The organism is Achromobacter marplatensis, from assembly GCF_002209535.1.
GTDB classification, from domain to species: domain Bacteria; phylum Pseudomonadota; class Gammaproteobacteria; order Burkholderiales; family Burkholderiaceae_B; genus Achromobacter; species Achromobacter marplatensis.
The window spans coordinates 383,948-409,221 of the sequence record NZ_NJIG01000007.1 but is presented as its reverse complement, the minus strand read 5'-3'; the positions used below and the strand labels follow the sequence as shown (position 1 = coordinate 409,221).

At 64.3% G+C, this 25,274-nt stretch carries 23 protein-coding genes; 16 read left to right on the top strand and 7 right to left on the bottom strand.

Translation table 11 applies throughout. The features are described 5' to 3' along the window. The first annotated feature begins 9 nt into the window (after window positions 1-9). The 7 genes from CEY09_RS19280 to CEY09_RS19250 all read left to right on the top strand — a co-directional run bounded on the left by CEY09_RS19280 (window position 10) and on the right by CEY09_RS19250 (window position 7,451). Window positions 10-1,020, top strand: coding sequence for an ABC transporter ATP-binding protein (locus tag CEY09_RS19280; protein WP_088589889.1), 1,011 nt, complete (start codon window positions 10-12; stop codon window positions 1,018-1,020). After that, complete coding sequence (locus CEY09_RS19275) at window positions 1,017-2,036, top strand: ABC transporter ATP-binding protein (RefSeq protein ID WP_006228059.1); 1,020 nt, start codon at window positions 1,017-1,019, stop codon at window positions 2,034-2,036. Before CEY09_RS19280 ends, CEY09_RS19275 begins: the two co-directional genes overlap by 4 nt. Window positions 2,037-2,314: 278 nt before the next feature. Next, on the top strand, window positions 2,315-3,514 hold the full coding sequence (locus CEY09_RS19270; protein ID WP_088589888.1) for a M20 aminoacylase family protein: 1,200 nt from the start codon (window positions 2,315-2,317) through the stop codon (window positions 3,512-3,514). 199 nt (window positions 3,515-3,713) lie between these two features. After that, window positions 3,714-4,622: a TauD/TfdA dioxygenase family protein gene (locus CEY09_RS19265; RefSeq protein ID WP_088589887.1), complete on the top strand. Its 909-nt coding sequence runs from the start codon at window positions 3,714-3,716 to the stop codon at window positions 4,620-4,622. Between the two features lie 46 nt (window positions 4,623-4,668). Then, window positions 4,669-5,712, top strand: a complete 1,044-nt coding sequence (locus CEY09_RS19260) for an ABC transporter substrate-binding protein (protein ID WP_035214318.1) — start codon at window positions 4,669-4,671, stop codon at window positions 5,710-5,712. A gap of 1 nt (window position 5,713) precedes the next feature. Then, window positions 5,714-6,556, top strand: coding sequence for an ABC transporter ATP-binding protein (locus tag CEY09_RS19255; protein ID WP_088589886.1), 843 nt, complete (start codon window positions 5,714-5,716; stop codon window positions 6,554-6,556). 16 nt (window positions 6,557-6,572) lie between these two features. Beyond that, window positions 6,573-7,451 carry an ABC transporter permease gene (locus tag CEY09_RS19250; protein ID WP_006228064.1) on the top strand — a complete coding sequence of 293 codons (879 nt, stop codon included), beginning with the start codon at window positions 6,573-6,575 and terminating at the stop codon, window positions 7,449-7,451. Window positions 7,452-7,668: 217 nt separating this feature from the next. Here the strand turns inward: CEY09_RS19250 and CEY09_RS19245 are convergent, their stop codons facing one another. The 5 genes from CEY09_RS19245 to rpmH form a co-directional block, all read right to left on the bottom strand. Next, a complete protein-coding gene (locus tag CEY09_RS19245) occupies window positions 7,669-9,114 on the bottom strand; it encodes a catalase (RefSeq protein ID WP_088589885.1) in 1,446 nt (481 codons plus the stop codon). A 268-nt stretch (window positions 9,115-9,382) separates the two neighbouring features. Beyond that, entirely contained in the window at window positions 9,383-11,062 is a 1,680-nt protein-coding gene (gene yidC / locus CEY09_RS19240) for a membrane protein insertase YidC (RefSeq protein WP_006228066.1), read from the bottom strand. A 48-nt stretch (window positions 11,063-11,110) separates the two neighbouring features. Further along, complete coding sequence (gene yidD / locus CEY09_RS19235; RefSeq protein WP_081534447.1) at window positions 11,111-11,383, bottom strand: membrane protein insertion efficiency factor YidD; 273 nt, start codon at window positions 11,381-11,383, stop codon at window positions 11,111-11,113. After that, window positions 11,383-11,754: a ribonuclease P protein component gene (locus CEY09_RS19230; protein ID WP_088589884.1), complete on the bottom strand. Its 372-nt coding sequence runs from the start codon at window positions 11,752-11,754 to the stop codon at window positions 11,383-11,385. The genes yidD and CEY09_RS19230 overlap by 1 nt, the downstream gene beginning before the upstream one ends. 111 nt (window positions 11,755-11,865) lie before the next feature. Next, window positions 11,866-12,000 (bottom strand): 50S ribosomal protein L34, encoded by a 135-nt coding sequence (gene rpmH / locus CEY09_RS19225; protein WP_006228069.1) that lies wholly within the window; start codon window positions 11,998-12,000, stop codon window positions 11,866-11,868. Window positions 12,001-12,404: 404 nt separating this feature from the next. Here rpmH and dnaA point away from each other — a divergent pair, with 404 nt between their 5' ends. The 4 genes from dnaA (at window position 12,405) to CEY09_RS19205 (ending at window position 19,385) form a co-directional block, all read left to right on the top strand. Further along, window positions 12,405-13,856, top strand: a complete 1,452-nt coding sequence (dnaA, locus tag CEY09_RS19220) for a chromosomal replication initiator protein DnaA (RefSeq protein WP_088589883.1) — start codon at window positions 12,405-12,407, stop codon at window positions 13,854-13,856. A gap of 2 nt (window positions 13,857-13,858) precedes the next feature. Then, a complete protein-coding gene (gene dnaN, locus CEY09_RS19215) occupies window positions 13,859-14,968 on the top strand; it encodes a DNA polymerase III subunit beta (protein WP_006227714.1) in 1,110 nt (369 codons plus the stop codon). 95 nt (window positions 14,969-15,063) lie between these two features. Continuing rightward, a complete protein-coding gene (gene gyrB / locus CEY09_RS19210; RefSeq protein ID WP_006227715.1) occupies window positions 15,064-17,511 on the top strand; it encodes a DNA topoisomerase (ATP-hydrolyzing) subunit B in 2,448 nt (815 codons plus the stop codon). Between the two features lie 74 nt (window positions 17,512-17,585). Then, window positions 17,586-19,385 (top strand): WG repeat-containing protein, encoded by a 1,800-nt coding sequence (locus CEY09_RS19205; RefSeq protein ID WP_088589882.1) that lies wholly within the window; start codon window positions 17,586-17,588, stop codon window positions 19,383-19,385. A gap of 15 nt (window positions 19,386-19,400) precedes the next feature. Here the strand turns inward: CEY09_RS19205 and CEY09_RS19200 are convergent, their stop codons facing one another. Next, entirely contained in the window at window positions 19,401-20,306 is a 906-nt protein-coding gene (locus CEY09_RS19200) for a LysR family transcriptional regulator (protein ID WP_035214206.1), read from the bottom strand. Between the two features lie 163 nt (window positions 20,307-20,469). Between CEY09_RS19200 and CEY09_RS19195 the strand changes: the two genes are divergently transcribed. Then, window positions 20,470-20,958, top strand: a complete 489-nt coding sequence (locus CEY09_RS19195) for a VOC family protein (RefSeq protein WP_006227717.1) — start codon at window positions 20,470-20,472, stop codon at window positions 20,956-20,958. Window positions 20,959-20,976: 18 nt separating this feature from the next. After that, the gene (locus CEY09_RS19190; RefSeq protein WP_006227718.1) at window positions 20,977-21,645 is read left to right on the top strand and encodes a flavin reductase family protein; all 669 of its coding nucleotides are present in this window, start codon (window positions 20,977-20,979) and stop codon (window positions 21,643-21,645) included. A 24-nt stretch (window positions 21,646-21,669) separates the two neighbouring features. Here CEY09_RS19190 and CEY09_RS19185 read toward each other — a convergent pair whose 3' ends face one another. Next, window positions 21,670-22,602 (bottom strand): LysR substrate-binding domain-containing protein, encoded by a 933-nt coding sequence (locus CEY09_RS19185; protein ID WP_052017959.1) that lies wholly within the window; start codon window positions 22,600-22,602, stop codon window positions 21,670-21,672. Window positions 22,603-22,773: 171 nt separating this feature from the next. Here CEY09_RS19185 and CEY09_RS19180 point away from each other — a divergent pair, with 171 nt between their 5' ends. The 3 genes from CEY09_RS19180 to CEY09_RS19170 all read left to right on the top strand — a co-directional run bounded on the left by CEY09_RS19180 (window position 22,774) and on the right by CEY09_RS19170 (window position 25,218). Further along, complete coding sequence (locus CEY09_RS19180; protein WP_088589881.1) at window positions 22,774-23,685, top strand: amino acid ABC transporter substrate-binding protein; 912 nt, start codon at window positions 22,774-22,776, stop codon at window positions 23,683-23,685. An 84-nt stretch (window positions 23,686-23,769) separates the two neighbouring features. Further along, on the top strand, window positions 23,770-24,519 hold the full coding sequence (locus tag CEY09_RS19175) for an amino acid ABC transporter permease (protein ID WP_088589880.1): 750 nt from the start codon (window positions 23,770-23,772) through the stop codon (window positions 24,517-24,519). Between the two features lie 9 nt (window positions 24,520-24,528). Then, window positions 24,529-25,218 carry an amino acid ABC transporter permease gene (locus CEY09_RS19170; protein ID WP_006227722.1) on the top strand — a complete coding sequence of 230 codons (690 nt, stop codon included), beginning with the start codon at window positions 24,529-24,531 and terminating at the stop codon, window positions 25,216-25,218. Window positions 25,219-25,274: the final 56 nt, after the last annotated feature.

Below are 25,274 nucleotides of genomic sequence, written 5' to 3'. Positions count from 1 at the left end.
GCGGACGCGATGCAGACGCCCGTTGTGGACAAGCCGCTGGCCACGCCGCCGACCATTCTTCAAGTGCAGGGCCTGAAGACGCATTTCTTCACGCGCAACGGCATCGTCAAGGCGGTGGACGGCGTGGACCTGACGCTCGCCGAAGGCGAGATCCTGGGGCTGGTGGGGGAATCGGGGTCCGGGAAAAGTATCACGGGATTCTCGTTGATGGGCTTGTTGGACGAGCCGGGCCGCATCGTGGACGGCCAGTTGCGCCTAAACGGCGAAGACCTGCGCGGCGCTACGCCGGCGCGGTGGCGCCAGTTGCGGGGCCAGGAGATTGCGATGATCTTCCAGGACCCGATGATGACGTTGAATCCGGTGCTGCGTGTGGACACGCAGATGATCGAGGCCGTGCAGGCGCACCATAAGGTGTCGCGCGAACAGGCGCGCCAGCGCGCCTTGCACACGCTGACGATGGTGGGCATCCCGTCGCCGCAGGAACGCCTGCGCACCTACCCGCACCAATTGTCGGGCGGCATGCGGCAGCGCGTAGCGATCGCCATCGCGCTGTTGAATTCGCCCCGCCTGATCATCGCGGATGAGCCCACGACGGCGCTGGACGTGACGATCCAGGGGCAAATCCTTTTTGAAGTGCAGAAGCTGTGCCGCGAGACGGGCACGGGCCTGATCTGGATCACGCACGACCTGGCGGTTGTGGCGGGCCTGGCGGACCGCGTGTCGGTGATGTACGCCGGCCGCGTTGTCGAGACCGGCAGCACGCGCGACGTAATCACCCATCCCATGCATCCGTATACGCATGGGCTCATTGCGTCCATCCCCACGCCGGAATCGCGTGGCAGGCCGCTGGTGCCCATTCCAGGCATGACGCCGTCGCTCTTGAACCTGCCGCAGGGCTGTGCGTTCCGCGGGCGTTGCCCGCGCGCCACCGACGCCTGTCTGATCGAACCGCAGCCTGTTGAAGTCCGCCCGGCGCAATGGGTGCGCTGCTGGCATGCCGGAGACCCAGACATCAAATGAGCGCAGCAGAACGCGGCGCGGCCGCCCCCATCCTGTCCCTGCGAGGCGTGGAACTGCGCTTCGTGCAGCCCGTGGACCTGGCCGGACGCATTGCGAACCTGCTGGGGGCGGGCCTGAAGACGCAGGTGGTGCACGCCGTGGGCGGTGTGGACCTGGAAGTGCAGCGCGGCGAAGTGATCGGCATTGTTGGTGAATCCGGCTGTGGAAAGTCCACGTTGGGCCGCATCGTGTCGGGCATATTGCCGCCTTCGTCGGGCGACGTGCACTACCAGGGCAAGGCGGTGAAGGCCATGACCGGCGCCGAACGGCGCGCCTACGAGCTGGGCGTGCAGATGATCTTCCAGGATCCGTACGCGTCCCTTAACCCACGCATGCGGGTGCGCGAGATCATCGGCGAGGCGCCGGTGGCGCATGGCCTGATCCGTGCGCGCGACAAGGCGGAGTACGTGGCGGGACTGATGCGTCAGGTGGGGCTGGACCCGGCTTTCGCGCAACGCTATCCGCATCAATTCTCGGGCGGGCAGCGCCAGCGTATTGGCATCGCGCGGGCCTTGGCATTGAAGCCCTCGGTGATCGTTTGCGACGAGGCCGTGGCCGCGCTGGACGTATCCATCCAGGCCCAGGTGTTGAATCTCTTCGAACAGCTGCGCGACGATCTGGACCTGACGTATCTCTTCATCAGCCACAACCTGAGCGTGGTCAGCCACATCTCGGACCGCGTGGCCATCATGTATCTGGGCCGCGTGGTGGAACTTGCGCCCACCGACACCGTGTTCCAGCGCGCCAACCATCCCTACACGCAGGCGCTGCTGAAAGAACTGCCGACGCTGACGCCGGGGCGGCGCAACTACCAGCCGATCAAGGGCGAACTGCCGTCGCCCCTGGACCCGCCCACCGGTTGCGCATTCCACCCGCGTTGCCCACACGCCATGCCGCGCTGCAAGACGGAACGGCCGCTATTGCGCGAGATCGCACCGGGCCAGCACAGCGCCTGCCATTTGAATGATGCGGCGTAGGCGTCATTCGCAGGGCCACTGGACGGTTGGTCGATGTTGCGTGGGCACTGGACGTAGGATGGGTGAAGCGCGAGAATCCCTGGGTAAGAACGCAAGGATCCAGCGCGCGCAACCCATCAATCGACGGTTGTGTTGTGGCGAAATTCGCTAAGGATTCAATGCTGCTTGATGGGTTGCGCGCGCTGGAGCTTGATATTTTTGCTGGGATGTTGCCGCGCTTCACCCATCCTACGTGTGAAGTTTTTCGCCATCACTGAACTCCATTTTTTATCCACGCCATGAAAACTATCGCCGAAATCGAACGCGCGCATCCGGAACTGACCGCGTTGCGCCGGGATATCCATGCCCATCCCGAACTGGCCTTCCAGGAGACGCGCACGTCAAACCTGGTGGCCGAACGCCTGCGTGAATGGGGCCTGGAAGTCCACACTGGGCTGGGCAAGACCGGCGTTGTCGGCGTATTGCGCGCCGGCAGCGGCAAGGCAACCATCGGCCTGCGCGCCGACATGGATGCGCTGCCCATGCCCGAGCACAACCGTTTCGCGCACAAGTCCACCATCAGCGGCCGGATGCACGGCTGCGGCCATGACGGCCACACCGCGATGCTGCTGGGCGCGGCGCAATACCTGTCCACGCACCGCAATTTCGATGGCACCGTTGTGTTCATCTTCCAGCCCGCCGAAGAAGGCGGTAATGCCGGCGCGCGCGCCATGATGCAGGACGGACTGTTCGACAAATTCCCTTGCGATGCCGTGTTCGGCATCCACAACATGCCAGGCATGCCGGTCAACCAGTTCGGCTTCCGCGCCGGCCCGACGATGGCGTCCAGCAACCGCTGGGACATCGTCATCAAGGGCGTGGGCGGCCACGCGGCGCAGCCCCACGCGTCGGTCGACCCCATCATCGTGGCGGCCGACATGGTGCACGCCCTGCAGACGGTGATTTCGCGCAGCAAGAACCCGCTGGACCAGGCGGTGCTGTCGATCACGCAGATCCATGCCGGCGATGCCTATAACGTGATTCCGGGCGAAGCGGTGCTGCGCGGCACGGTGCGCACGTATTCCGTGGAAACGCTGGACAAGATCGAAGCGGACATGCGGCGCATCGCCACCACCCTGCCCCAGGTGTACGGCGGCACGGGCGAACTGGACTTCGTGCGCGCCTATCCGCCGCTGGTCAACTGGGAAAAGGAAACGGCCTTTGCGGCCAAGGTCGCCGAAGACACGTTCGGCGCCGAGAACGTGCTGCGCGACATGCCGCCGTTCATGGGCGCAGAAGATTTTTCCTTCTTCCTGGAAGCGATCCCCGGCGCGTACCTGTTCCTGGGCAACGGCGACGGCGATCACCGGATGGAGAGCTATCACGGCATGGGCCCTTGCCAGTTGCACAACCCGAATTACGACTTCAATGACGCCCTGCTGCCGGTGGGCGCGACGTATTGGGTAAAGCTCGTCGAGGCCTATCTGCCGGCTGCCTGACGGCATTGGAAACCAGCGCTTAACACCGATGCGCTATTTGCTTATAGGTGTTTGGCATGAGGCCGCGGGGGTTTCCCTCGCGGCCTTTTCTATATGACGTGAAGCTTTGTTCAAACGCCAATAACTTCGTTTGAGATACAAGGCGCGCTTTCCATAATCGATCGTTCCAGACATGCCGCAAGGCGAACCGGAGCGATCGATGTCCCAGAGCAACGCCTTGCGGCGCGAAGTAGACGCCGCCCCCGTCCCCCACGCGCAGTCCTTTGAACTGCGCCCCCTGCCCGGCCCCGTGGGCGCCGAGATCATCGGCCTGGACCTGTCGCGAGACCTGACGGCGGCCGATTTTGCCCGCGTGCATCAGGCGCATCTGGACCATCACCTGCTGGTGTTCCGCGACCAGCGCATTACGCCGCAGCAGCATATCGATTTCAGCCGCCGTTTTGGCCGCTTGATGATCCACGTGCTGCACCAATTTCACCTGGCCGACCACCCCGAAATTCTGATCGTCTCCAACATCGTGGAAGACGGCAAGCCGATCGGCTTGGGCGACGCCGGCAAGTACTGGCATTCGGATATTTCGTACAAGGAACTGCCGAGCTTGGGTTCGCTGCTGCACGCGCAGGAGCTGCCGGCCGAAGGCGGCGACACCTTGTTCGCCAACATGCATCTGGCCTACGACACGTTGCCCGCCGCGCTGCGAAACGCGATCGCGGGTAAGCGCGCCGTGCATTCATATCTGGCCCAGTACGGGCAGTTGCAGAAGGAAGGGAACTGGCGCCCCAACCTGAGCGCCCAGCAGATCGCGCAGGTGCAGGAAGTGGTGCATCCGGTTGTGCGTACGCACCCCGAAAACGGCCGCCGCGCGTTGTTCGTGAGTGAAGGCTTCACGACGCGCATCGTCGATGTGCCGGAAGACGAAAGCCGCGCGCTGCTGGCCGAATTGTTCGCGCACAGCGTGCGCGCCGAGAACATCTATCGCCATCGCTGGCAGCCGCACGACCTGGTGTTCTGGGACAACCGTTCGCTGATCCATCTTGCCGGCGGTACGCCGGATCATCTGCGGCGCAAGTTGTACCGGACCACCATCGAAGGCGATACGCCTTTCTGAAAAGCACGCGGTTTCTGACGCAAAGCACTTATCCACAGGGAACACCATGCGTATGTCCTCCGCACTACGGGACCGATTGGTCCAAACCGTTACCGGCGCCGCCCTGGCGTTGATTCTGGGAGTGTTGGCGCTGGCGTCGCCCACGCCCGCCTTGGCCGAAGGGCGCATCCGCATCGCGGAACAATACGGCATCGTGTACCTGCTGCTGAACGTGGCGCGCGATCAGCAGTTGATCGAAAAACACGGCAAGGCCGAAGGTGTGGATATCTCGGTCGAGTGGGCCAAGCTGTCCGGTGGATCTGCCGTGAACGATGCGCTGTTGTCGGGGGCTGTGGATATCGCGGGGGCGGGCGTCGGACCGCTGCTGACGATCTGGGACCGCACGCACGGCAAGCAGAACGTGAAAGGCGTGGCATCGCTGGGCAACTTTCCTTATTACCTCGTCACGAACAACCCCAATGTGAAGACCATTGCCGACTTCACGGACAAGGACCGCATCGCGGTGCCGGCCGTGGGCGTGTCGGTGCAGTCGCGCGTGCTGCAGCTGGCGTCGGCCAAGCTGTGGGGCGACGCGCAATTCAACAAGCTGGACAAGATCTCGGTGGCGCTGCCGCACCCGGACGCAGCAGCGGCGATCATTGCCGGCGGCACGGAAATCACGGGCCATTTCGGCAATCCGCCGTTCCAGGAGCAAGAACTGGCCGAGAACCCCAAGGCGCGCATCGTGCTGAATTCGTACGATGTGCTGGGCGGCCCCAGTTCATCCACCGTGCTGTTCGCGACCGAGAAATTCCGCAAGGAAAATCCCAAGACGTACAAGGCGTTCCAGGAAGCGCTGAAGGAAGCCGCCGCCTTTGCCGCCGCCAATCCGGAGCAGGCCGCCGACATCTACCTGCGCGTCACCGGCGCCAAGCAGGACCGCGACTTCCTGATCAAGGTAATCAAGAACCCCGACGTGCAATTCAAGCTGGAGCCGCAGAACACCTTTGCGCTGGCCGAGTTCATGCACAAGGTGGGCGCCATCAAGAACGCGCCGGCCAGCTGGCGCGACTACTTCTTCGATGATCCGCTGACGGCGCAAGGCAGCTGATATGTCGGTGACCGCCGCCAGGCCTGTGGATAACGTTGACCAGGCGCCGCCGCTGCTGGCTGTGGATAAGGTGACGATCGAATATAAGACGCGTGAAAGGCGGGTTCGCGCCACGCATCAGGTCAGTTTTGAAGTCCACGGTGCAGACCGTTTCATCCTGCTTGGACCCTCCGGTTGCGGTAAATCCACGCTGCTCAAGGCAGTGGCCGGCTTTCTGCCGCCCACCGAAGGACGCATCGCGATCGATGGGCAGACGGTGCAGGGCCCGGGTCCGGACCGTATCGTCGTGTTCCAGGAATTCGACCAGTTGCCGCCGTGGAAGACGCTGCGGCAGAACGTGGCGTTTCCGCTGCTGGCCTCGCGCAAGCTGGGCCGGCGTGAAGCGGATGAGCGCGCCATGCACTATCTGGACAAGGTGGGCCTGGCCGCCTTCGCGGACGCCTATCCCCACACGCTTTCCGGCGGCATGAAGCAGCGCGTGGCGATTGCGCGCGCACTGGCCATGCAGCCGCGCGTGCTGTTGATGGACGAGCCCTTTGCCGCCCTGGACGCCCTGACCCGCCGCCGCATGCAGGAAGAGCTGATGGCCTTGTGGGAAGACGTGCGCTTCACCCTGCTGTTCGTCACGCATTCGATCGAAGAGGCGCTGGTGCTGGGCAGCCGCGTGTTGCTGCTGTCGCCGCATCCCGGCCGCGTGCGCGCCGAACTGAACGCGCACGCCTTCGGCTTGCACAGCCAGGGATCCGCCGCCTTCCAATCGGCGGCCAAGCGCATCCATGACCTGTTGTTCGAGTCGCCTCTGCCTCTGTCCGATTCCGCACAGCCCGAGCGCGCGGCGGCTTGAGTATGAGTATCCCCCCATGAGCACCGCCTACCCCGCCTCGCCCCCCATTCGTCCCGAAGTCGAGTACGAGCTGCCGCCCTTGCCGGCGCAGGCGGCGGAAACGCCGTTACCGTGGCACGAACGGCTGTGGCAGCACGCCAGCCTGCGCAAGCTGGTGATCCTGGCGCTGCTGGCTGCCTTGTGGGAGCTGGCGGCGCGCTACACCGACAATGACCTGTTGCTGCCGGGCGCCTGGCAGACGGCGCAGGCTTTTGTGCAGGGTATCGCCAATGGCGAACTGCCGGCGCGCGCCGGACAGTCGCTGCGTGTGCTGGTGCAGGGGTATCTGGCCGGCGTCGCACTCGCGTTCGTACTGACCACGCTAGCGGTATCCACGCGCTTTGGCCGCGACCTGCTGTCCACGCTGACCGCCATGTTCAACCCGCTGCCGGCTATCGCCCTGCTGCCGCTGGCCTTGCTGTGGTTCGGGCTGGGCGAAGGCAGCCTGGTGTTCGTGCTGATCCATTCCGTGCTGTGGGCGCTGGCGCTGAACATGTATGCGGGTTTCCTGGGCGTGTCGGAAACCCTGCGCATGGCGGGCCGCAACTATGGGCTGACGGGCTTGCGCTACGTGCTGCAGATCCTGGTGCCGGCCGCGCTGCCGGCCATCCTGGCGGGCTTGAAAATCGGCTGGGCCTTCGCCTGGCGCACCTTGATTGCCGCGGAACTGGTGTTCGGGGCGTCCAGCGGCAAGGGAGGTCTCGGCTGGTACATCTTCCAGAACCGCAACGAGTTATACACAGACCGCGTGTTCGCGGGACTGGCCGCGGTGGTCATCATCGGCCTGCTTGTGGAAAACCTGGGATTCGACAATCTGGAGCGTTTGACGGTGAGGCGCTGGGGGATGCAGCGTTGAGGTGATGGGTTGCGCGCGCTGGGCGTTTGCCGGCTTTGGACGGCATTGCCGCGCTTCACCCATCCTACGAAGGATGATCGTGCGTCGTAGGATGGGTGGAGCGCACGGCAGTGTTTGCCCGCAAGCGGCCGCCCAGCGCGCGCAACCCATCACCCGAACCACCCAAAAAAAAAGCGGCCCCAAGAAGGGGCCGCTTTCCTTTCGAGCGACGAGACGCCTAGATCTTCAGTCCCAGCGCCTTTGCCACGCCGGCGGCATAGGCGGGGTCGGCCTTTCTGAAGTGTTCCAGTTGGCGGCGCTGGATTTCTTCGGGCACGCCCGCCATGTGGCGGCCGATGTTACCGAACAGCAGTTCCTGCTGGGCGGGTGTCATCAGGCGGAACAAGGCGCCCGGTTGCGAGTAGTAGTCGTCATCCACGCGGTGGTTCCAGCGCGCGGCGGCCTGGCCGTCCAGGGCCAGCGGCGGTTCGCCGGCGGACGGGGTTTCCTTCCACTCGCCCGCGCTGTTGGGCTCGTAGTTCAGCGTGCCGCCGGCGTTGCCGTCCACGCGGCTGGCGCCGTCGCGGTGGTAGCTGTGGACGGGGCAGCGCGCAGCGTTCACCGGGATCTGGTGGTGATTGATGCCCAGGCGGTAGCGGTGCGTGTCCCCGTACGAGAACAGGCGCCCTTGCAGCATCTTGTCCGGCGAGAAATCGATGCCGGGGACGATATTGGCGGGCGTAAAGGCGGCTTGCTCCACTTCCGCGAAATAGTTTTCGGGGTTCTTGTTCAGTTCCAGCACGCCCACTTCAATCAGCGGGTAGTCGCCGTGTGGCCAGACCTTGGTCAGGTCGAACGGGTTGATGTGATAGGTCTCGGCTTCGGCCTCGGGCATGATCTGCACCTTCAGCGTCCACTTCGGGAAGTTGCCCTGCGCGATGTTGTTGAACAGGTCGCGCTGCGAGCTTTCGCGGTCGTGAGCGACCACTTGCGCCGCTTCCTCGTCGGTCAGACAGGCGATGCCTTGCTGCGACTTGAAGTGGAATTTCACGTAGAAGCGTTCGTTGTTGCTGTTGACGAAGCTGAACGTGTGCGAGCCGAAACCATGCTGCTGGCGCAGGTTGGCCGGGATGCCGCGATCACTCATCAGGGTCGTCACCTGGTGCAGCGATTCGGGGCTGAGCGACCAGAAGTCCCAGGCGGCGGTGGCGCTGCGCAGGTTGGTCTTGGGGTCGCGTTTCTGGGTGTGGATGAAGTCGGGAAACTTCAGCGGATCGCGGATGAAGAAGACGGGGGTGTTGTTGCCCACCAGGTCCCAGTTGCCTTCATCCGTGTAGAACTTGATGGCGAAGCCGCGCACGTCGCGTTCGGCGTCGGCCGCCCCGCGTTCGCCGGCAACGGTGGAAAAGCGCAAAAACAGCGGAGTTTGCTTGCCGACCTGCGAGAAGATGTTGGCGCGCGTGTAGCGCGTGATGTCATGCGTGACGGTGAACGTGCCGTAAGCGCCCGAGCCTTTGGCGTGGACGACGCGTTCCGGGATGCGTTCGCGGTCGAAGTGGGCAAGCTTTTCAATCAGCCAGAAGTCCTGCAACAGCGCGGGACCGCGGGGGCCGGCGGTCAGCGTGTTGTTATTGTCCGCCACCGGCGCGCCTGCTGCGGTGGTCAGATGCTTCTTGTCGGTCATAGCACACTCCCTACGTGATTCTGGAATGCGCGTGCCCTGGTAGGCCCGCGCCGTGTCGTGCATACCCCCGCGTTGCCGCCTGGGGAATATGTCCGACACATCATAGGGGTCATGGTTGCACTTGTGAAGTTGATTGATACGTCAAATTCAATAGTATTTATCTATTATCAACGGCTCGATGCGGCAGCAGGATGCGAGGCGCGCTGGCGCCGCGGGCGAAAAAAAACCGGCCCCTGAGGGCCGGTTCTTCATGCTTGCAACGTCAGGCTCAGCGGTTCGCCAAGGCTTCCGTCTTGCGCTGCATGGCGCGGGTGATGGACCACTGCTGGGCGATCGACAACGTGTTGTTGACGCACCAGTACAGCACCAGGCCGGCCGGGAAGAAGAACATCATCCCGCCGAACACCAGCGGCATGATCATCATGACCTTGGCCTGGATGGGGTCCGGAGGCGTCGGGTTCAGTTTGATCTGCAGGAACATGGTGGCCATCATGATGGCGGGCAGAATGAAGAACGGGTCGCGGATCGACAGGTCATGCACCCACAGGATCCACGGCGCGCCGCGCATTTCCACGCTGGCCAGCAGCACCCAGTACAGCGAGATGAACACCGGGATCTGCACCACCATCGGCAAGCAGCCGCCCAGCGGGTTGATCTTTTCGGTGCGGTACATCTCCATCATGGCGGCGTTGAGCTTCTGCTTGTCGTCGCCGTACTTTTCCTTCAGGGCCTGCAGGCGCGGGGCCACTTGCTTCATGCGGGCCATCGAGCGGTAGCTCGCGGCGGCCAGCGGGTAGAAGATGGCCTTGATCAGCACGGTCAGCGCAACGATGGTCCAGCCCCAGTTGCCCAGGAGCGAATGCAGCCAGGTCATCAGCGTGAACAGCGGCTTGGCGATGATGGTCAGCCAGCCATAGTCCACCACCAGTTCCAGGCCAGGGGCAAGCGCCGCCATGGCCTTCTGGTCTTGCGGACCGACCCACAGGTGCGAGTCAACGCGCGACGCGGCGCCGGGGGCGATTTCGCCGACGGCTTCGATGCTGCGGGCGGCGTACAGGTTCTTCTGTACTTCCAGCAGTTCGTTCGTGCGCGGCTTGCCTTGCGGCGGTACCCAGGCGGTGGCGAAGTAATGCTGCACCACGGCGATCCAGCCGTTGTCCGCCTGCTTGATGTAGTTGGCCTTCTTCTTCTCAATATCGCTGAACGTGCTCTTTTGGAACTTGTCCTGCTCGGAGTAGACGGCGAAGCCGGTGAACGTGTGATAGAAGCTGGACGTGTCGGCCGGGTCGTTGCCGTCGCGCTCAAGCTGCAGATACAGCGCGGGCGTCACGGGGGCGGAACCGACGTTGGCCAGGTCGTGGCGCACGTCGATGTCGTAGCGGCCCTTATGCAGGGTGAACGACTTGGTGACCTTCACGCCACCCGATTCGCCTTCGAACGAGACGACCAGGTTGTCGCCGGTCAGCTGGCGTTCCGACGTCACCAGGCGGAAAGGCGTCTGGTGCGTGGGGAAGCTCTGGCCGTTAGGCGCGCCAACCACGCCGGACTGCACGACGTAGTTCAGGCCGGCCGAACGATCCAGCAGAACCGTGGGCTTGTCCGGCTGGCCGGTTGCCGGGTACTTCAGCAGTTCGGCGCGCACCAGTTGGGCGCCCATCGTGTCGAACGTCAGGCGCAGCACGTCGGTGGTGATGACGACTTCTTCCGAGCGCGCGGCAGCGGGCGTGGCGGCGCCAGGGACCGCCGACGGCGCGGTGGCCGCGGTTGCGGGCGCGCTAGGCACCGAAGGCGTGGCGTTATTGGCGCCGGCCTGCGGATCCGTCGTGCTGGCCGCGGGCGTGGGGCCCCCGAACAGCGACGGCTTGCCGTTATGGATTTGCCAGTTGTTCCAAAGGAGCAACAGCGAAAAGGAAAAAATCATCCAGAGGACGGTACGTCGGATATCCATGGTGCCTACTGAAGTGAATACGGGCCAGCAAAGCCCGCCAGTTTAGCGTCAATCGTGCTCGGTGCGGTGGCTGTGGGAGCAGCACGGGGTGCCTTTGGTTCCCGGGGCCGGTGGAACCGGATCCCAGCCGCCGGGCGACCACGGATGGCATCGGCCAATGCGCCGGACGCCCAGCCAGAAGCCGCGCCAGGCGCCGTGGCGTTCGATTGCTTCAATCGCGTACGCCGAGCAAGTCGGGGTGAAGCGGCACTGCCTGCCTATCCAGGGACTCAGGAAGAACCTGTAGAACCGGATGGGGGCGATGAGCAGTGCTTTGAAAATCATCGCGCGATCCGCTCAAAGTGAGCATCCACTTCGGCTCTAGCCAAGCGTTTAAGCGAGGTAAGCGTGGTGGGAGCGACCTTGCTATGCAGGCGCACGACGTAATCCTTGGCGGGCAGCGCCAGGCGCCGGTGGCGGAACGCTTCGCGGATGACCCGCTTGATGGCGTTGCGCGTACTGGCGTGGGCGGCGAACCGCTTGGCGATGATGAGTCCCAAGCGCGCACAGGCATCCTGGCCGGGGGGCAGATCATTGGGAGCTGAAGTCACAATGAATAACGCCCCTCGGGCAAGACGCCGGCCTTTTAGGGCAGCGGCGAACTCGGAGGGGCGATGCAGCCGCGCCTCCGGGGGAAGCGTGGAGCGCGGCATGGACTGCGGGTCAGGCGTTTGCGCGGAACCGGAACGAGATTGCGAGAGGTCTTGCAATATGGCCGGTCCGTGCAAATAGTCAGGTTTCCGGAAAAACCGGAAATCCCGGACTTAGACGGCCAGACGCTTGCGGCCCTTGGCGCGACGGGCGCTCAGGATGGCGCGGCCAGCGCGGGTTTTCATGCGCACGCGAAAGCCATGGGTGCGCTTGCGGCGGGTAACGGAAGGTTGGTAGGTACGTTTCATGGACGATCCACAAAAAGAACAAAAGTCAGAAGGGACCTGCCCGGAGGGTTCCAGGTCGCGCATTCAGAAGCGGGTATCTAGTGAGCATTTTTGCAACAGGTGCAAAAACAACTCGTAGACGGGGCTCTGGACTGGGAATTTCTTCCCAGGCGACCTATTCAGCAAAGCTAAAAACCGGACAGTGCGGAAAAGCGCCCGACCTATGAAAGGAGGGGTCTTGCCACAACTCCGGCTAAGCTCTCTGTGAAACCTTCTGACAGACAGAATTCGGAAAAGCCCACCATTTCAGCAAGTTTTCCCTGTCTTGTCAAACAGTTAAGCCTGGGCAGTGTAGACGCTTATGTCCTACCCTGTGGATAACCCGTGCTCAGGCAAGGTAGAATCGAGGTTTGAATAAGAGCGACATGAAAGAATTCTGGCAGACCTGCGTCAGTCGTCTTGAGCAGGAACTCCCCCCCCAACAAATCAGCGCGTGGATACGACCGCTGGTCCCGCTTGCGTACGACGAAACGCAGGCGGTGCTGCGCGTTGCCGCGCCCAACCGCTTCAAGCTGGATTGGGTGCGCAAGAACTTTTCCCACCAGATCGAAGCGTTGGCCGCGGAGTGGTTCAAGCGACCGGTACAGGTCTTGTTCGAGTTGCCGTCCCACGGAGCCGCGCCGCGCATGCCGGTCGCTCCCGTGCGTGCGCAGCCGCCGGAACAAACGCACCTGTCCGCTGCTCAGCCCTCAGGCGGCGCGCCGCCCATGCAGGCCGCGGCACCGCCCGCCCCTCCCGCCACGACCGTGGCGGCGCAGGCGGTGACGGCCGACGCGGCCAACATCGTGTACGAGCGCTCGCGGCTGAACACGGACCTGACGTTCGAGAACTTCGTGACGGGTAAGGCCAACCAGCTGGCGCGCGCCGCCGCGCTGCAGGTGGCCGAGAACCCCGGTACCTCGTACAACCCGCTGTTCCTGTACGGCGGCGTGGGCCTGGGCAAGACCCACCTGATCCACGCCATCGGCAACGCCATGGTCGCGGCAGGCACCGGGGTGCGCGTGCGCTATGTGCATGCCGACCAATACGTGTCTGACGTGGTGAAGGCGTACCAGCGCAAGGCATTCGACGACTTCAAGCGCTATTACCATTCGCTGGATCTGCTGCTGATCGACGATATCCAGTTCTTCTCCGGCAAGAACCGCACGCAGGAAGAGTTCTTCTACGCGTTCGAGGCGATGGTGGCCCAGCGCAAGCAGATCATCATCACCAGCGATACGTATCCGAAGGAACTGTCGGGCATCGACAGCCGCCTGATCTCGCGCTTTGATTCCGGCCTGACGGTGGCGATCGAGCCGCCGGAGCTGGAGATGCGCGTGGCGATTCTGCTGCGCAAGGCGGAATCCGAAGGCGTGCCCATGCCCGAGGAAGTGGCCTTCTTCATCGCCAAGCATCTGCGCAGCAACGTGCGCGAACTGGAAGGCGCGCTGCGCAAGGTCCTGGCCTACGCCCGCTTCCACGGCCGCGACGTGCTGACGGTGGATGTCTGCAAGGAAGCCCTGAAGGACCTGCTGTCCGTGTCCAACGGCCAGATCACTGTGGAAAACATCCAGAAGACGGTTGCGGATTTCTACAAGATCAAGGTCGCCGACATGTACTCGAAACGCCGGCCCGCCAATATCGCGTTGCCGCGCCAGGTTGCGATGTACCTGGCCAAGGAGCTGACCCAGAAAAGCCTGCCGGAAATCGGCGATCTGTTCGGTGGCCGTGATCACACCACCGTCCTGCACGCCGTCCGCAAAATTTCCGACGCCCGCGCAAAGCAAGCGGAGCTCAACCATACCCTGCACGTGTTGGAACAAACTCTAAAAGGATGAACATGCAACTCGTACAAACCACACGCGATGCATTGCTGAAACCGCTGTCGACCGTGGCGGGCATCGTCGAAAGACGCCATACCCTGCCCATCCTGGCGAACATCCTGATGCGCAAGGAAGGCAACAAAGTTGCTTTCATTGCGACCGACCTCGAAGTACAGATCACCACGCACGCCGACTTCGGCGTGGGCCAGGACAACGAGTCCACTACGGTTGCGGCGCGCAAGCTGCTGGACATCCTGAAGGCGTTGCCGGACACCGGCGACGTGCGCCTGGCGCTGGCCAGCAACAAGCTGTCGGTGCAGTCGGCCAAGAGCCGCTTCGCGTTGCAGACGCTGGCTGCCAGCGAGTTCCCCACCGTCGCTCAGCCCGAGCAGTGGGACGTCTCGCTCACCATGCCGCAACGCACGCTGCGCCACCTGTTCAACATGGTGCACTTCGCCATGGCGCAACAGGACATCCGCTATTACCTGAACGGCATGCTGCTGGTGTTTGAACCGGGTCGTGTGCGCGCCGTCGCCACCGATGGCCACCGCCTGGCGCATTGCTCGACCGAGGCCGACGGCATTGCCGAACGCCACGAAGTGATCGTGCCGCGCAAGACCGTGCTGGAAATGCAGCGCCTGCTGGAAGACTCCGACGAGGTGGTCTCCATCGATGTGGCGCCCGGCCAGATCCGTTTCCGTTTCGGCGACGTGGAACTGGTGTCCAAGCTGGTTGAAGGCAAGTTCCCCGATTTCACGCGTGTGATTCCCACGAACTACACGCGCCACTTCATGGTGGGCCGCGAAGCGCTTCAGGGCAGCCTGCAGCGCGCCGCCATCCTGACCACCGACAAGTTCAAGGGCGTGCGCCTGCAACTGGCGCAGAACCAGATGAAGATCTCGTCCTCCAACGCCGAGCAGGAAGAGGCGCAGGAAGAAATTGACATCGATTACGGCCATGAAGCCCTGGACGTGGGCTTCAACGTGGGCTACCTGCTCGACGTGCTGGCCAACGTGAAGGTCGACAACATCCAGTGGTCGGTCATGCCCGATGCGAACGCGTCGGCGCTCATCACCTTGCCCGAAGACGACCAGTTCAAGTACGTCGTCATGCCCATGCGGATCTGATCCGCGCCCCATTTGTGGGTTTGTGCCGCTTGCGGGCCTAGGCCTGCGGGCGGTCCGGCCGCCAGGCCGTTCTTTAAAGCGTTATCGATACAGACATGTCAGATCAGCAGAACACCACTCCCGAGAACAGCGGCTACGGCGCTGACTCGATCAAGATGCTCAAGGGGCTGGAGGCCGTGCGCAAGCGCCCCGGCATGTACATCGGCGACACGTCCGACGGCACCGGCTTGCACCACATGGTGTTCGAAGTCGTGGATAACGCCATCGACGAAGCCCTGGCCGGCCATTGCGACGATATCGTCGTCACGATCCACACCGACAACTCGATCTCGGTCACCGATAACGGCCGCGGTATCCCGACCGATATCCACAAGGAAGACGAATTCCACCGCAGCGCGGCGGAAATCGTTATGACCGAACTGCACGCCGGCGGCAAGTTCGACCAGAACTCGTACAAGGTGTCTGGCGGCCTGCACGGCGTGGGCGTGTCTTGCGTGAACGCGCTGTCTGAATGGTTGCGCCTGACCATCCGCCGCAACGGCCAGGTCCACCAGATGGAATTCCGCCAAGGCGCGCGTGTTGCGCCCCTGGCGGTGACGGGCACGACGGACATGCGCGGCACGGAAGTGCGCTTCCTGGCCGACCCGATCATCTTCAACAACATCGAATACCACTACGAGATCCTCTCCAAGCGCTTGCGCGAGCTCTCGTTCCTGAACAACGGCGTGAAGATCCGCCTGGTTGACCAGCGCCAGGGCAAGGAAGAGAACTTCGCGTTCTCGGGCGGCGTGAAGGGCTTCGTCGAATACATCAACCGCACCAAGACCGTGCTGCACCCGAACGTGTTCTCGGTCACCACCGAGTCCGCCGCCGGCGGCGTGTCGGTGGGCGTTGAAGTGGCGATGCAGTGGAACGACAGCTACAGCGAAAGCGTGCTGTGCTTCACCAACAACATCCCGCAGCGCGACGGCGGTTCGCACTTGACCGGCCTGCGCGCGGCCATGACCCGCATCCTGAACAAGTACATCGCCGACAACGAACTGGCCAAGAAAGCCAAGGTCGAGACGTCCGGCGACGACATGCGCGAAGGCCTGGCCTGCGTGCTGTCGGTGAAGGTGCCCGAGCCCAAGTTCAGCAGCCAGACCAAGGACAAACTGGTCTCCAGCGAAGTGCGTCCGGCCGTTGAAGAAGCCGTGGCCCGCACGCTGGAAACCTGGCTGCTTGAGAACCCGAACGACGCCAAGGCGTTGTGCAACAAGATCGTCGAAGCCGCCCGTGCCCGCGAAGCCGCCCGCAAGGCGCGCGAGATGACGCGCCGCAAGAGCGTGCTGGAAGGCGCCGGCCTGCCCGGCAAGCTGGCTGACTGCCAGGAAAAGGATCCGGCGCTGTGCGAGCTGTACATCGTCGAGGGTGACTCCGCAGGCGGCTCGGCCAAGCAAGGCCGTGACCGCAAGTTCCAGGCCATCCTGCCGCTGCGCGGCAAGGTGCTGAACGTGGAAAAGGCCCGCTTTGACCGCCTGATCGCCAGCGAACAGATCGCCACGCTGATCACGGCGCTGGGCACGAGCATCGGCCCCGATTTCAACGTGGACAAGCTGCGCTACCACCGCCTGATCATCATGACTGACGCGGACGTGGACGGCGCGCACATCCGCACCTTGTTGCTGACGCTGCTGTACCGCCAGATGCCTGAACTGGTGCAGCGTGGCTACGTGTATATCGCGCAGCCGCCGCTGTACAAGGTGAAGGTTGGCCGCGAAGAACGCTATCTGAAGGACGACCAGGAAGAAGCGCAGTTCATGCTGCAACTGGCGCTGAAGGATGCGGAGATCATCTCGGGTGGCAACATCATCCGCGGCGAAGAGCTCACCGACCTGGCCAGCCAGTACGTGGCCGCCGACGGCGTCATCGCGCGTTTGGCGAAGGTGTTCGACGTGGGCGCCCTGTCGGCCATGGCCGAAGGCGTCGAGATCAATCTGGAAACGGCCGAGTCCACCGCCGATTCCGCCAAGCGCCTGGCTGACGCCATGCGTGATCCGGTCAGCGGCAACGGCGTGGAAGTGGTGCCGCAGTTTGATGAAGCCACCGAGCGCCATCGTTTGTCGGTGCAGCGCATGCACCACGGCAACGTGCGCGTCAGCATCATCGACGCCGACTTCGTCAACGGTTCGGACTACGGCATCCTGTCCAAGGCTGCCAAGAGCTTCCTGGGCAAGGTCGGTTCGCGGTCGCTGGCCGCCCGCGGCGAAGGCGACAAGCGCAAGGAACAGACTGTGTCCGACTTCCGCGAAGCCATGCAGTGGCTGCGCAGCGAAGCCGACCGCAGCATCTCGAAGCAGCGCTACAAGGGTCTGGGTGAAATGAACCCGGAACAGCTGTGGGAAACCACGATGGACCCGAAGGTGCGTCGTCTGTTGCGCGTGCAGATCGAAGACGCCATCGCGGCCGACGAGGTCTTCACGACGCTGATGGGCGACGACGTGGAACCGCGCCGCGCCTTCATCGAAAGGAACGCGCTGTCGGCGGGCAATATCGACGCTTGATCGCGGCCGCTGTGTCGTAGCGAAGGCCAGCCTTGACGGGCTGGCCTTTGTTTTTTTGTTGCAAGGATGCTGTGATGGGTAATCGGGCGTGGTTGGGTTTGCAGTCGGAACAGGATGGCCAGGTGGTGTCCGCGGAAATCGCCAGCGCCAACGGCAATCTGCCGACCTTGTGGCAGGTGTTGTTGGCCGATGGTGAGTTGTCGCAAGCGGACGCGTCGCAGCGGGTGTTCGGCGACGCCGGCACCGCCGGGCTGGCCGTGCCCGCGCACGCGGCGCATGACCGTTTGTGCGAGGTCGCGGCGTTCTTGCTGTCGCATGCGGCACGCGACGATGCGCCCTACTGCTTGCAGCTGGATGCCGCGGCCACCTATCTTGCCGAACGGATCGACGGGGAACCCGAAGACGCCGACTTGTGGATAAGCGTGAATCTGGACGAACTGGCGTGGATGCACGGCGGCGGCGCGGCGGCGTATGTCGGTCATGTGCGAGAGCTGTGCAGCCAGCGCTGGCAGGCGCTGCGCGAGGGGATGGCGGCGCAAGACGTGGCGGGCGTCCTGCGCTTGCTGGAGGTGCGCGATGTGGATGATGCCTCGGGGTGGGCGTGGCGCTTCGGATTGGGCGGCCTGGATCACCCCTACTTCGCCGAGCAAGAGCCCGCGCGTGCCGTTCGGTATGAAGACTTCGTGGCTGATGTTGGGGAAGGGGGCGACGAAGATCACGACGACACGCACCTGGGCGAAGGATTGCACCGCTTTGTTGTGGACAACTTGTGGGGCGTGCGCGTCGGCCCGGCCGATGGCGGACAGGTGGTGCTGGCGCCGCAGTTCGACGCGATCTGGGCATTTGAGGACGGCGTCGCCACGGTATTGAAGGACGACAAGCTGGGCTTGATCGACACCGGCGGCCACGCGCTGATGCCGTGCGTGCTGGATGAGGTGTGGAGTTATGCACAGGGTCTGGTGATGGCGCGCGTCGGGGAGAACATCGGCTTTGTGGATAAGCTGGGGGCGTGGGCCATCCCGCCGCGTTTCGAATTCGCAGGCGATTTCTCGCCGGGGGGCTTGGCGCCTGCCTGCGAGGCCGGGCAATGGGGCTTGATCGACCAGCGCGGCGCGTGGCGCGTGCCGCCGCAGTGGGACGACATCAACTGGGAAGACGCGCTGCATGCGTATGTGACCCGGCGCGGCGGATTGCAGGGGTTGATCGATACCCAGGGACGCCAGCTGCTGGACGCCGTGTACGAGGCGATGGGACCGGTGGATACCGAGACGGAGGCGGCCGAGCAGTGCGCGCGCGGCCAGATGCGGATTCGTGTCCTGACCGGCGATAACCGGCGCGGGATCGTCGACGGCCAGGGCAACGTGCGGGTGCCGGTGGCGTATACGGATCTGGGCGACATCGTGTGGCTGCCGTCTGAGGATCCTGCCGAAATCACCCCCGCGCCTGCCGGGCAGCCAGGCCGCTACGTGCGCGTGTTGCAGTGCGTGGAGCATGCGGAGTGGGACGCGTGGTTCCAGGGCGTCTATGACATGCGGGAAGGCCGCGAGGTGGTGCCGTGTGCGCACCAGATGGTGTTCGGCTTGAACTGGGGCGTGGCCTACGGGTGGCTGTGCGCGGCGGCGCCCGAGACGCCCTCCTCCCACAGCCCGGACGGTTTGCATGTGGGTATTGCGGCGGCGGATGGCGCCTGGCTGCATGAGCCGGTCTACGCCTGGATCGGCGCGCCGGCCTCGTTGCGGACGGCTGACGGCATCGATGGCGGGCCACCTGAGATTGCGCGGCAGTGGAGCCAGGGGCTGGCCGTGCAGGCGGCACGGGCCGATACGGGCGTGTTGGAGTGGTTGCATCCGGATGGCCGGACGGTGCGCTCCTAGGCGTATTGCCGGGCGCTACATCGCCACGTCGCACACCTGCTTGATGGTCTGCCGCAACCACCGGTGCGCCGGGTCGCTGTCCAGACGCGGCGGCCAGGCCTGCACGACCCGCACGGGCGGCGTCGGCAACGGCACGGGAAAGCTGCGCAGTGCCAATCCCAGCCGTTCAATCCCCGGCATCAGATGCTGCGGCATGGACGGCAGGATCAGGTCGGAATCGGCCAGGGCGAAGATGGCGGCGTGGAAGGTGGGGGTGATCAGCGCGACGCGGCGGGTCAGGCTCAGATCGGCCAGCGCCAGGTCGATGGGCCCTTGCGCCCGGCCGCGGCGCGACACGCTGATGTGGTCGTAGGCCGTCAGGCGCTGCGGGGTGATGGCGCCTTTGAAGATGGCGTGCTCGGCGCGCGCCAGGCCGCAGAACGATGTGGTGAAGAGCGTCTGCACCTTGATGTCCGCGCCGAACTTCTGGGACGAACCAATGTAGAGGTCGGCGTCGCCGCTCAACGCGTCGCTGTCGTCTTCAGCTTCGGAAAGGAAGCGCAACACGCTGTGCGGCGCGTAACGGCGCAGGTGCTCGCGCAGGCGGCCGCCGAAGGCTCCCACGAACACGTCATTGGCGCGCAGGGTGAAGACGCGCGTCAACGTGCCCAGGTTGACGTCCTGGCTGAAGGCGGAGAACACGGTTTGCGCCTGTTCGACCACGCTGCGCACCTGGTCGCGCAGTTCAAGCGCGCGCGGCGTGGGCGCCAGGCCCCGGCCTGACCGTACCAGCACCGGATCTCCCACCGCTTCGCGGATGCGGGCCAGGGTGCGGCTCATGGCCGGCGTGCTCAGGTTGAGCCGGCGCGCGGCGCCGGCGACGCTGCCTTCCTGGATCAAGACGTCCAGGGTCAGCAGCAGGTTGAGGTCTGGCGTATTCATGCCGCCAAGCATAGCGTGCACGCGCGGTACGGCGGCGCGCCCAGGGTTGCGCAAAACGCAATCGTGGATTGCCTGTGCCGGCATTCCCCGTGACGGGAGCGGACGCCACCATGGCGCACCTGGCGGTGCATGGGCGCCAGCCGGACAAACCAAGGAGAGACAAATGGCGCTGGACGTACTGGAGCTGCATCATCACGCGGTGCGCATGCCGCTGGGCAAGGTGGCGGCCATGGGCGCGTTCTATGGAGACGTGCTGGGCCTGGACACGGATAAGGGCCGCTGGGAAATCCCGGGCATTGCGGGGTACTTCCTGGACCTGGGCAACGATTGCCAGATCCATCTGCTGGGCAGCGACGGCCCCTCGCCCTATTCCCAAGGGCCCGGCTGCGACCCGGTGGAAAACCACGTGGCGCTGGCGGTTCGCGATATCGCCGAGGCCGAAGCCGAGCTGCAGCGGCAGGGCGTGGACTACTGGAAGCTGGACAACGTGGCGGCGCCCGAGCTGATGCAGCTGTTCCTGCGCGACCCGGTGGGCAACCTGATCGAACTGCACCAGATCGGCCGCTGCCGCTGCAAGCGTAGCGACCGCCTGTTCGCCGACCAGAAGGCGGCGGCCGGCGCGGCGCCGACCCAAGCGGCCGGGCAAGACTGAGGCGGCCGGGGACAAGCCATGTTCATCGATTTGAATGCGCTGGCGGGCCCGGCCCGCTACAAGCTGCTGACCGCGGCGATCGTGCCGCGCCCCATCGCCTGGATCGTGTCGCGCGACGCACGGGGGGCGACGAACGTGGCGCCCTTCTCGTTCTTCAACCTGATGTCGGGCGACCCGCCGCTGATCTGCGTGGGCATCGGGATGCGCGACGGCGCGCCCAAGGACACTGCCCGCAACATCGCCGAGCGCGGCGAGTTCACCGTCAACCTGGTGTCGGTACGGCTGGCGGCCCGGATGAACGTCACGGCGGTGGATTTCCCGGCCGGCGTGGACGAATCGGTGGAAGCTGGCCTGGTGCTGTCGCCATCCGAGCGCATCGGCGTGCCACGGGTGATGCAGTCGCCCGTGGCGTTCGAGTGCCGGGTGCATGAATTGCTGCGCATCGACGGGCGCAGCCTTGTCGTGGCCGACGTGGTGGCCATGCACGTGCAGGATGACCTGGTGGCGGACCGGGAACACCTGTACCTGGACGGCCCGAAGATGGACCTGCTGGCCCGCCTGCACAACCCGGGCTGGTACAGCCGCCCGCAGCCCGCCTTCCAGATGCCGCAACTGAGCCTGGCCCAGTGGGAGGCGCTGAAGCAGTCCGGCGAAGCGGACCGCTATCTGGAGCAGTCGCTGATATAAGAAAGGCGGCGCGCTCCGGTCCCGTCAGCGTGCCGGCCGCGTCTTCAGGTCGGCCATTTCCTCGTTCATCAGTTGATGGGCGTAGCGCGAGAACACGCTGACCAGCCGCGTGCGGGTGTGATACGGCGGATACAGCAACGCCACCGTGACCGGCACCGACGGGCTGAAAGGCCGGACCTCGACGCCGTTGGCCTCGTACTCCTCGCGGGCGGCCAGCGGGTTGATCAGGGCCACGCCCAGCCCGGCGCCCACCAGCGCGCACACCGACGAACCCAGCCCGGCCTCGGCCACCGTCTGCCGTTCCACCTTGGCGGCCTTGAAGACGGCGTCGATCTTCTCGCGCAGCGGGGTGGCGCTGGGAAACGAGATGAAGGGCTCGCCCGCGAAGTCGGCGGGCTTCAGTTTTTTCAGCTTGGTCAGCCGGTGCCCTTTCGGCAGGACCGCCACGCAGCTCATCGTGAGCACCGGTTCGACCTGGATGCCGGGGCTGTCGCCCGACAGCATGGCCAGCCCCGTGTCGCAGAAGCCTGAACTGATCCAGTTGTGCACCGCGCTGGCGTTGCCGGAATGGATGGAGACCATCACGTCCGGGTATTCCGTCTTGAAGGCCGCGACGATGCGCGCCAGGATGCCGCCGGCCAGCCGGGGCATGGCGGCCACGCTCAGCCGGCTGGCGCTGAACGAGCGGATGCTGGCCGCCGCCGACTCCAGGCCAGCCAGGCCGATGAAGGTCTTTTCGACCTCCTGGAAGAAGCGCGACCCGTCCTGCGTGGGGCTCAGGCGGCTGCCGTTGCGGTCGAACAAGGGAAACTGGGTGATCGCTTCCAATTGCGCTATTAAGCGGCTAACGTGCGGCTGCGAGGTATGCACGCGCCGCGCGGCGGCCGTCATCGAACCGGTCATCATGACGGCTCGGAAGGCCTCGATGTGTCTTAAGCCCATCCGTGGAATGGCCATATCAAATCCGTATAGAGGAATACCTGATTGGAACTGGATAAAACCATACTGCTAGTTGATACTTTTTGCCAGCCGCGGGGCTCATCGCGGGACGCGGCGGCCGCCAAACAGTCTGGCGCCGCCGATCGTGAATACAAACACGCGCCGCACGCACGGCGCCAAGGGAATCAGATGAAAGCATTTGCCGCGATCTCCGTCGCCGCCGCCCTGCTGGGCAGCGCCGCCACCGTTCACGCCGAGGGCCCCAGCCGCCTGGACAAGATCCGGGAAACCGGCGTGATCACCATCGGCCATCCTGAAACCTCGGTCCCCTTCGCCTACCTCGACGGCAACCAGAAGCCGGTCGGTTACACGGTGGAGATCTGCCAGGAAGTCGCCCAGTACGTGAAAGCCGCGCTGAAGCTGCCCAAGCTGGACGTGCGCTACAACCCGACGACTTCCGCCACGCGTATCCCGCTGCTGGCCAACGGCACCATCGACCTGGAATGCGGCAACACCACCAATAACCTGGACCGCCACAAGCTGGTGTCGTTCGCGCCCACGACCTTCGTGGCGCAGGTGGTGCTGGTGGCGCGCAAGGACGGCGGCGTGGATCCCAACAACCTGGAATCGTTCCGCGGCAAGACCATTGCGGCCCAGGCGGGCGGCCAGACCTTCCGCCTGATTTCCGGCCTGAACGCCAAGGGCAACCTGGGCATCACCATGGCGCCCACGAAGGACACCGCCGAGACCATCCTGATGGTGGAATCTGGCCGCGCCGCGGGTTCGGCCAACGATGACGGCATCGCCTACGGCGCCGTGGCCTCGTCGAAGAACCCGGACGCGTTCGTGATCGGCAAGAAGGGCCTGGAAATGGCGCCCTACGGCATCATGGAGCCCAAGGACGACCCCGCCTTCAAGAAGGTGGTGGACGACGCCGTGCTGGACCTGATCAAGACCGGCAAAGTCGCCGCGATCTATGACAAGTACTTCAATTCGCCGATCCCGCCCAAGCAGATCAACCTGAAGTATCCGATGAGCGACGCCTTGAAGCGTGCGCTGGCCAACCCGACGGATTCGGGCGACCCCAAGGCATACGAGTAAGCAGGTTGTCCGCGGGACGCCAGGCGCGTCCCGCGGCGGTTTTGGGGCAAGGCGCCGCGGCCGGCGCCGATCTAGGGCACAGGCATGAATTACAACTGGAGTTGGAGCGTTTTCCTGGAGATGTCGCCTGACGGCGTGCATACCTTCCTGGAAACGATCCTGATCGGCGTGGGCTGGACGCTGGCGCTGGCGCTGACGGCATGGGTCTTTTCGCTGGTGCTGGGATCTTGGCTGGGCGTGATGCGCACGGCGCAGTCCCGGCTGATGAACGTGCTGGGCGCGACGTACGTGGAGATCTTCCGCAACGTGCCGCTGCTGGTGCAGATGTTTCTCTGGTATTTCGTGCTGCCCGAATTGCTGCCGCATGCGTGGGGCCTGGCGATGAAGCAGATGCCGCAGCCCTGGGGGCAGTTCGTGCCCGCGGTGCTGTGCCTGGGTTTCTACGGGTCGGCACGCGTGGCCGAACAATTGCGTGCGGGCATCCAGTCGTTGCCGCGCGGCCAGTTCCAGGCGGGCACCGCGTTGGGGCTGACCGAGGTGCAGGTGTACCGCTACATCATCCTACCCGAGGCGTTCCGCATCGTGCTGCCGCCTCTGACGTCGGAGTTCATGGGCACCATCAAGTATTCGTCGGTGGCGCTGACCATCGGCTTGCTGGAGCTGACCGGCCAGGCGCGCTCCATGCAGGAATTCAGCTTCCACATCTTCGAGGCGTTCTCCGCCGCGACGGTGATCTACCTGATCATCAACGGCATTGTCGTGCTGGGCATGCGCCTGCTTGAACGCCATGTCGCGGTTCCCGGGCTGATCGGTTCGGCCGGCAAGAGTCGCTAGGGGATCGCCATGGGTAAATTCGATTTCGATGTGATCTGGACCGCCCTGCCCTATCTGTTCCAGACGGGCATGACGTTCACCCTGACGTTGACCGTGCTGGCCGCGGTGATGGGGCTGGCGCTGGGCACGCTGCTGGCCATGATGCGGCTGTCGCGCTTCAAGATCCTGTCGGTGCCGGCAGGCATCTACGTGAACGTGATGCGGTCGATCCCGCTGTTGCTGGTGATCTTCTGGTTCTACTTCCTGGTGCCGTACATCGCCGCCTGGGTGGTCGGGTCGCCCACGCCGTTGCGCGTGGGGGCGTTCAATTCGGCGGTGATCACCTTCACCATGTTCGAGGCCGCGTACTTCTGCGAAATCATGCGCGCGGGCATCCAGTCGATTGCGCGTGGCCAGGTGTCGGCCAGCATGGCGATCGGCCTGTCGCCCTGGCAGGGCATGCGCTACGTGGTGCTGCCGCAGGCCTTCCGCAACATGGTGCCGGCGCTGCTGACGCGCGTGATCATCCTGTTCCAGGACACGTCGCTGGTCTACGTGCTGTCGTTGACGGACTTCCTGGGAGCGGCCTCCAAGATCGGCCAGCGCGACGGCCGGCTGGTGGAACTTTATCTCTTCGTGGCGGTGGTGTATTTCGTGATCTGCTTCACGGCATCCCGTCTGGTCAAGCTGCTGGAAAAGCGCACCCGGGTGTTGCGCTAAGCGCCCCGGCCCCGCTCCTACCCGTTATCCACAGGTTCTACGATGCAACTCTCTTC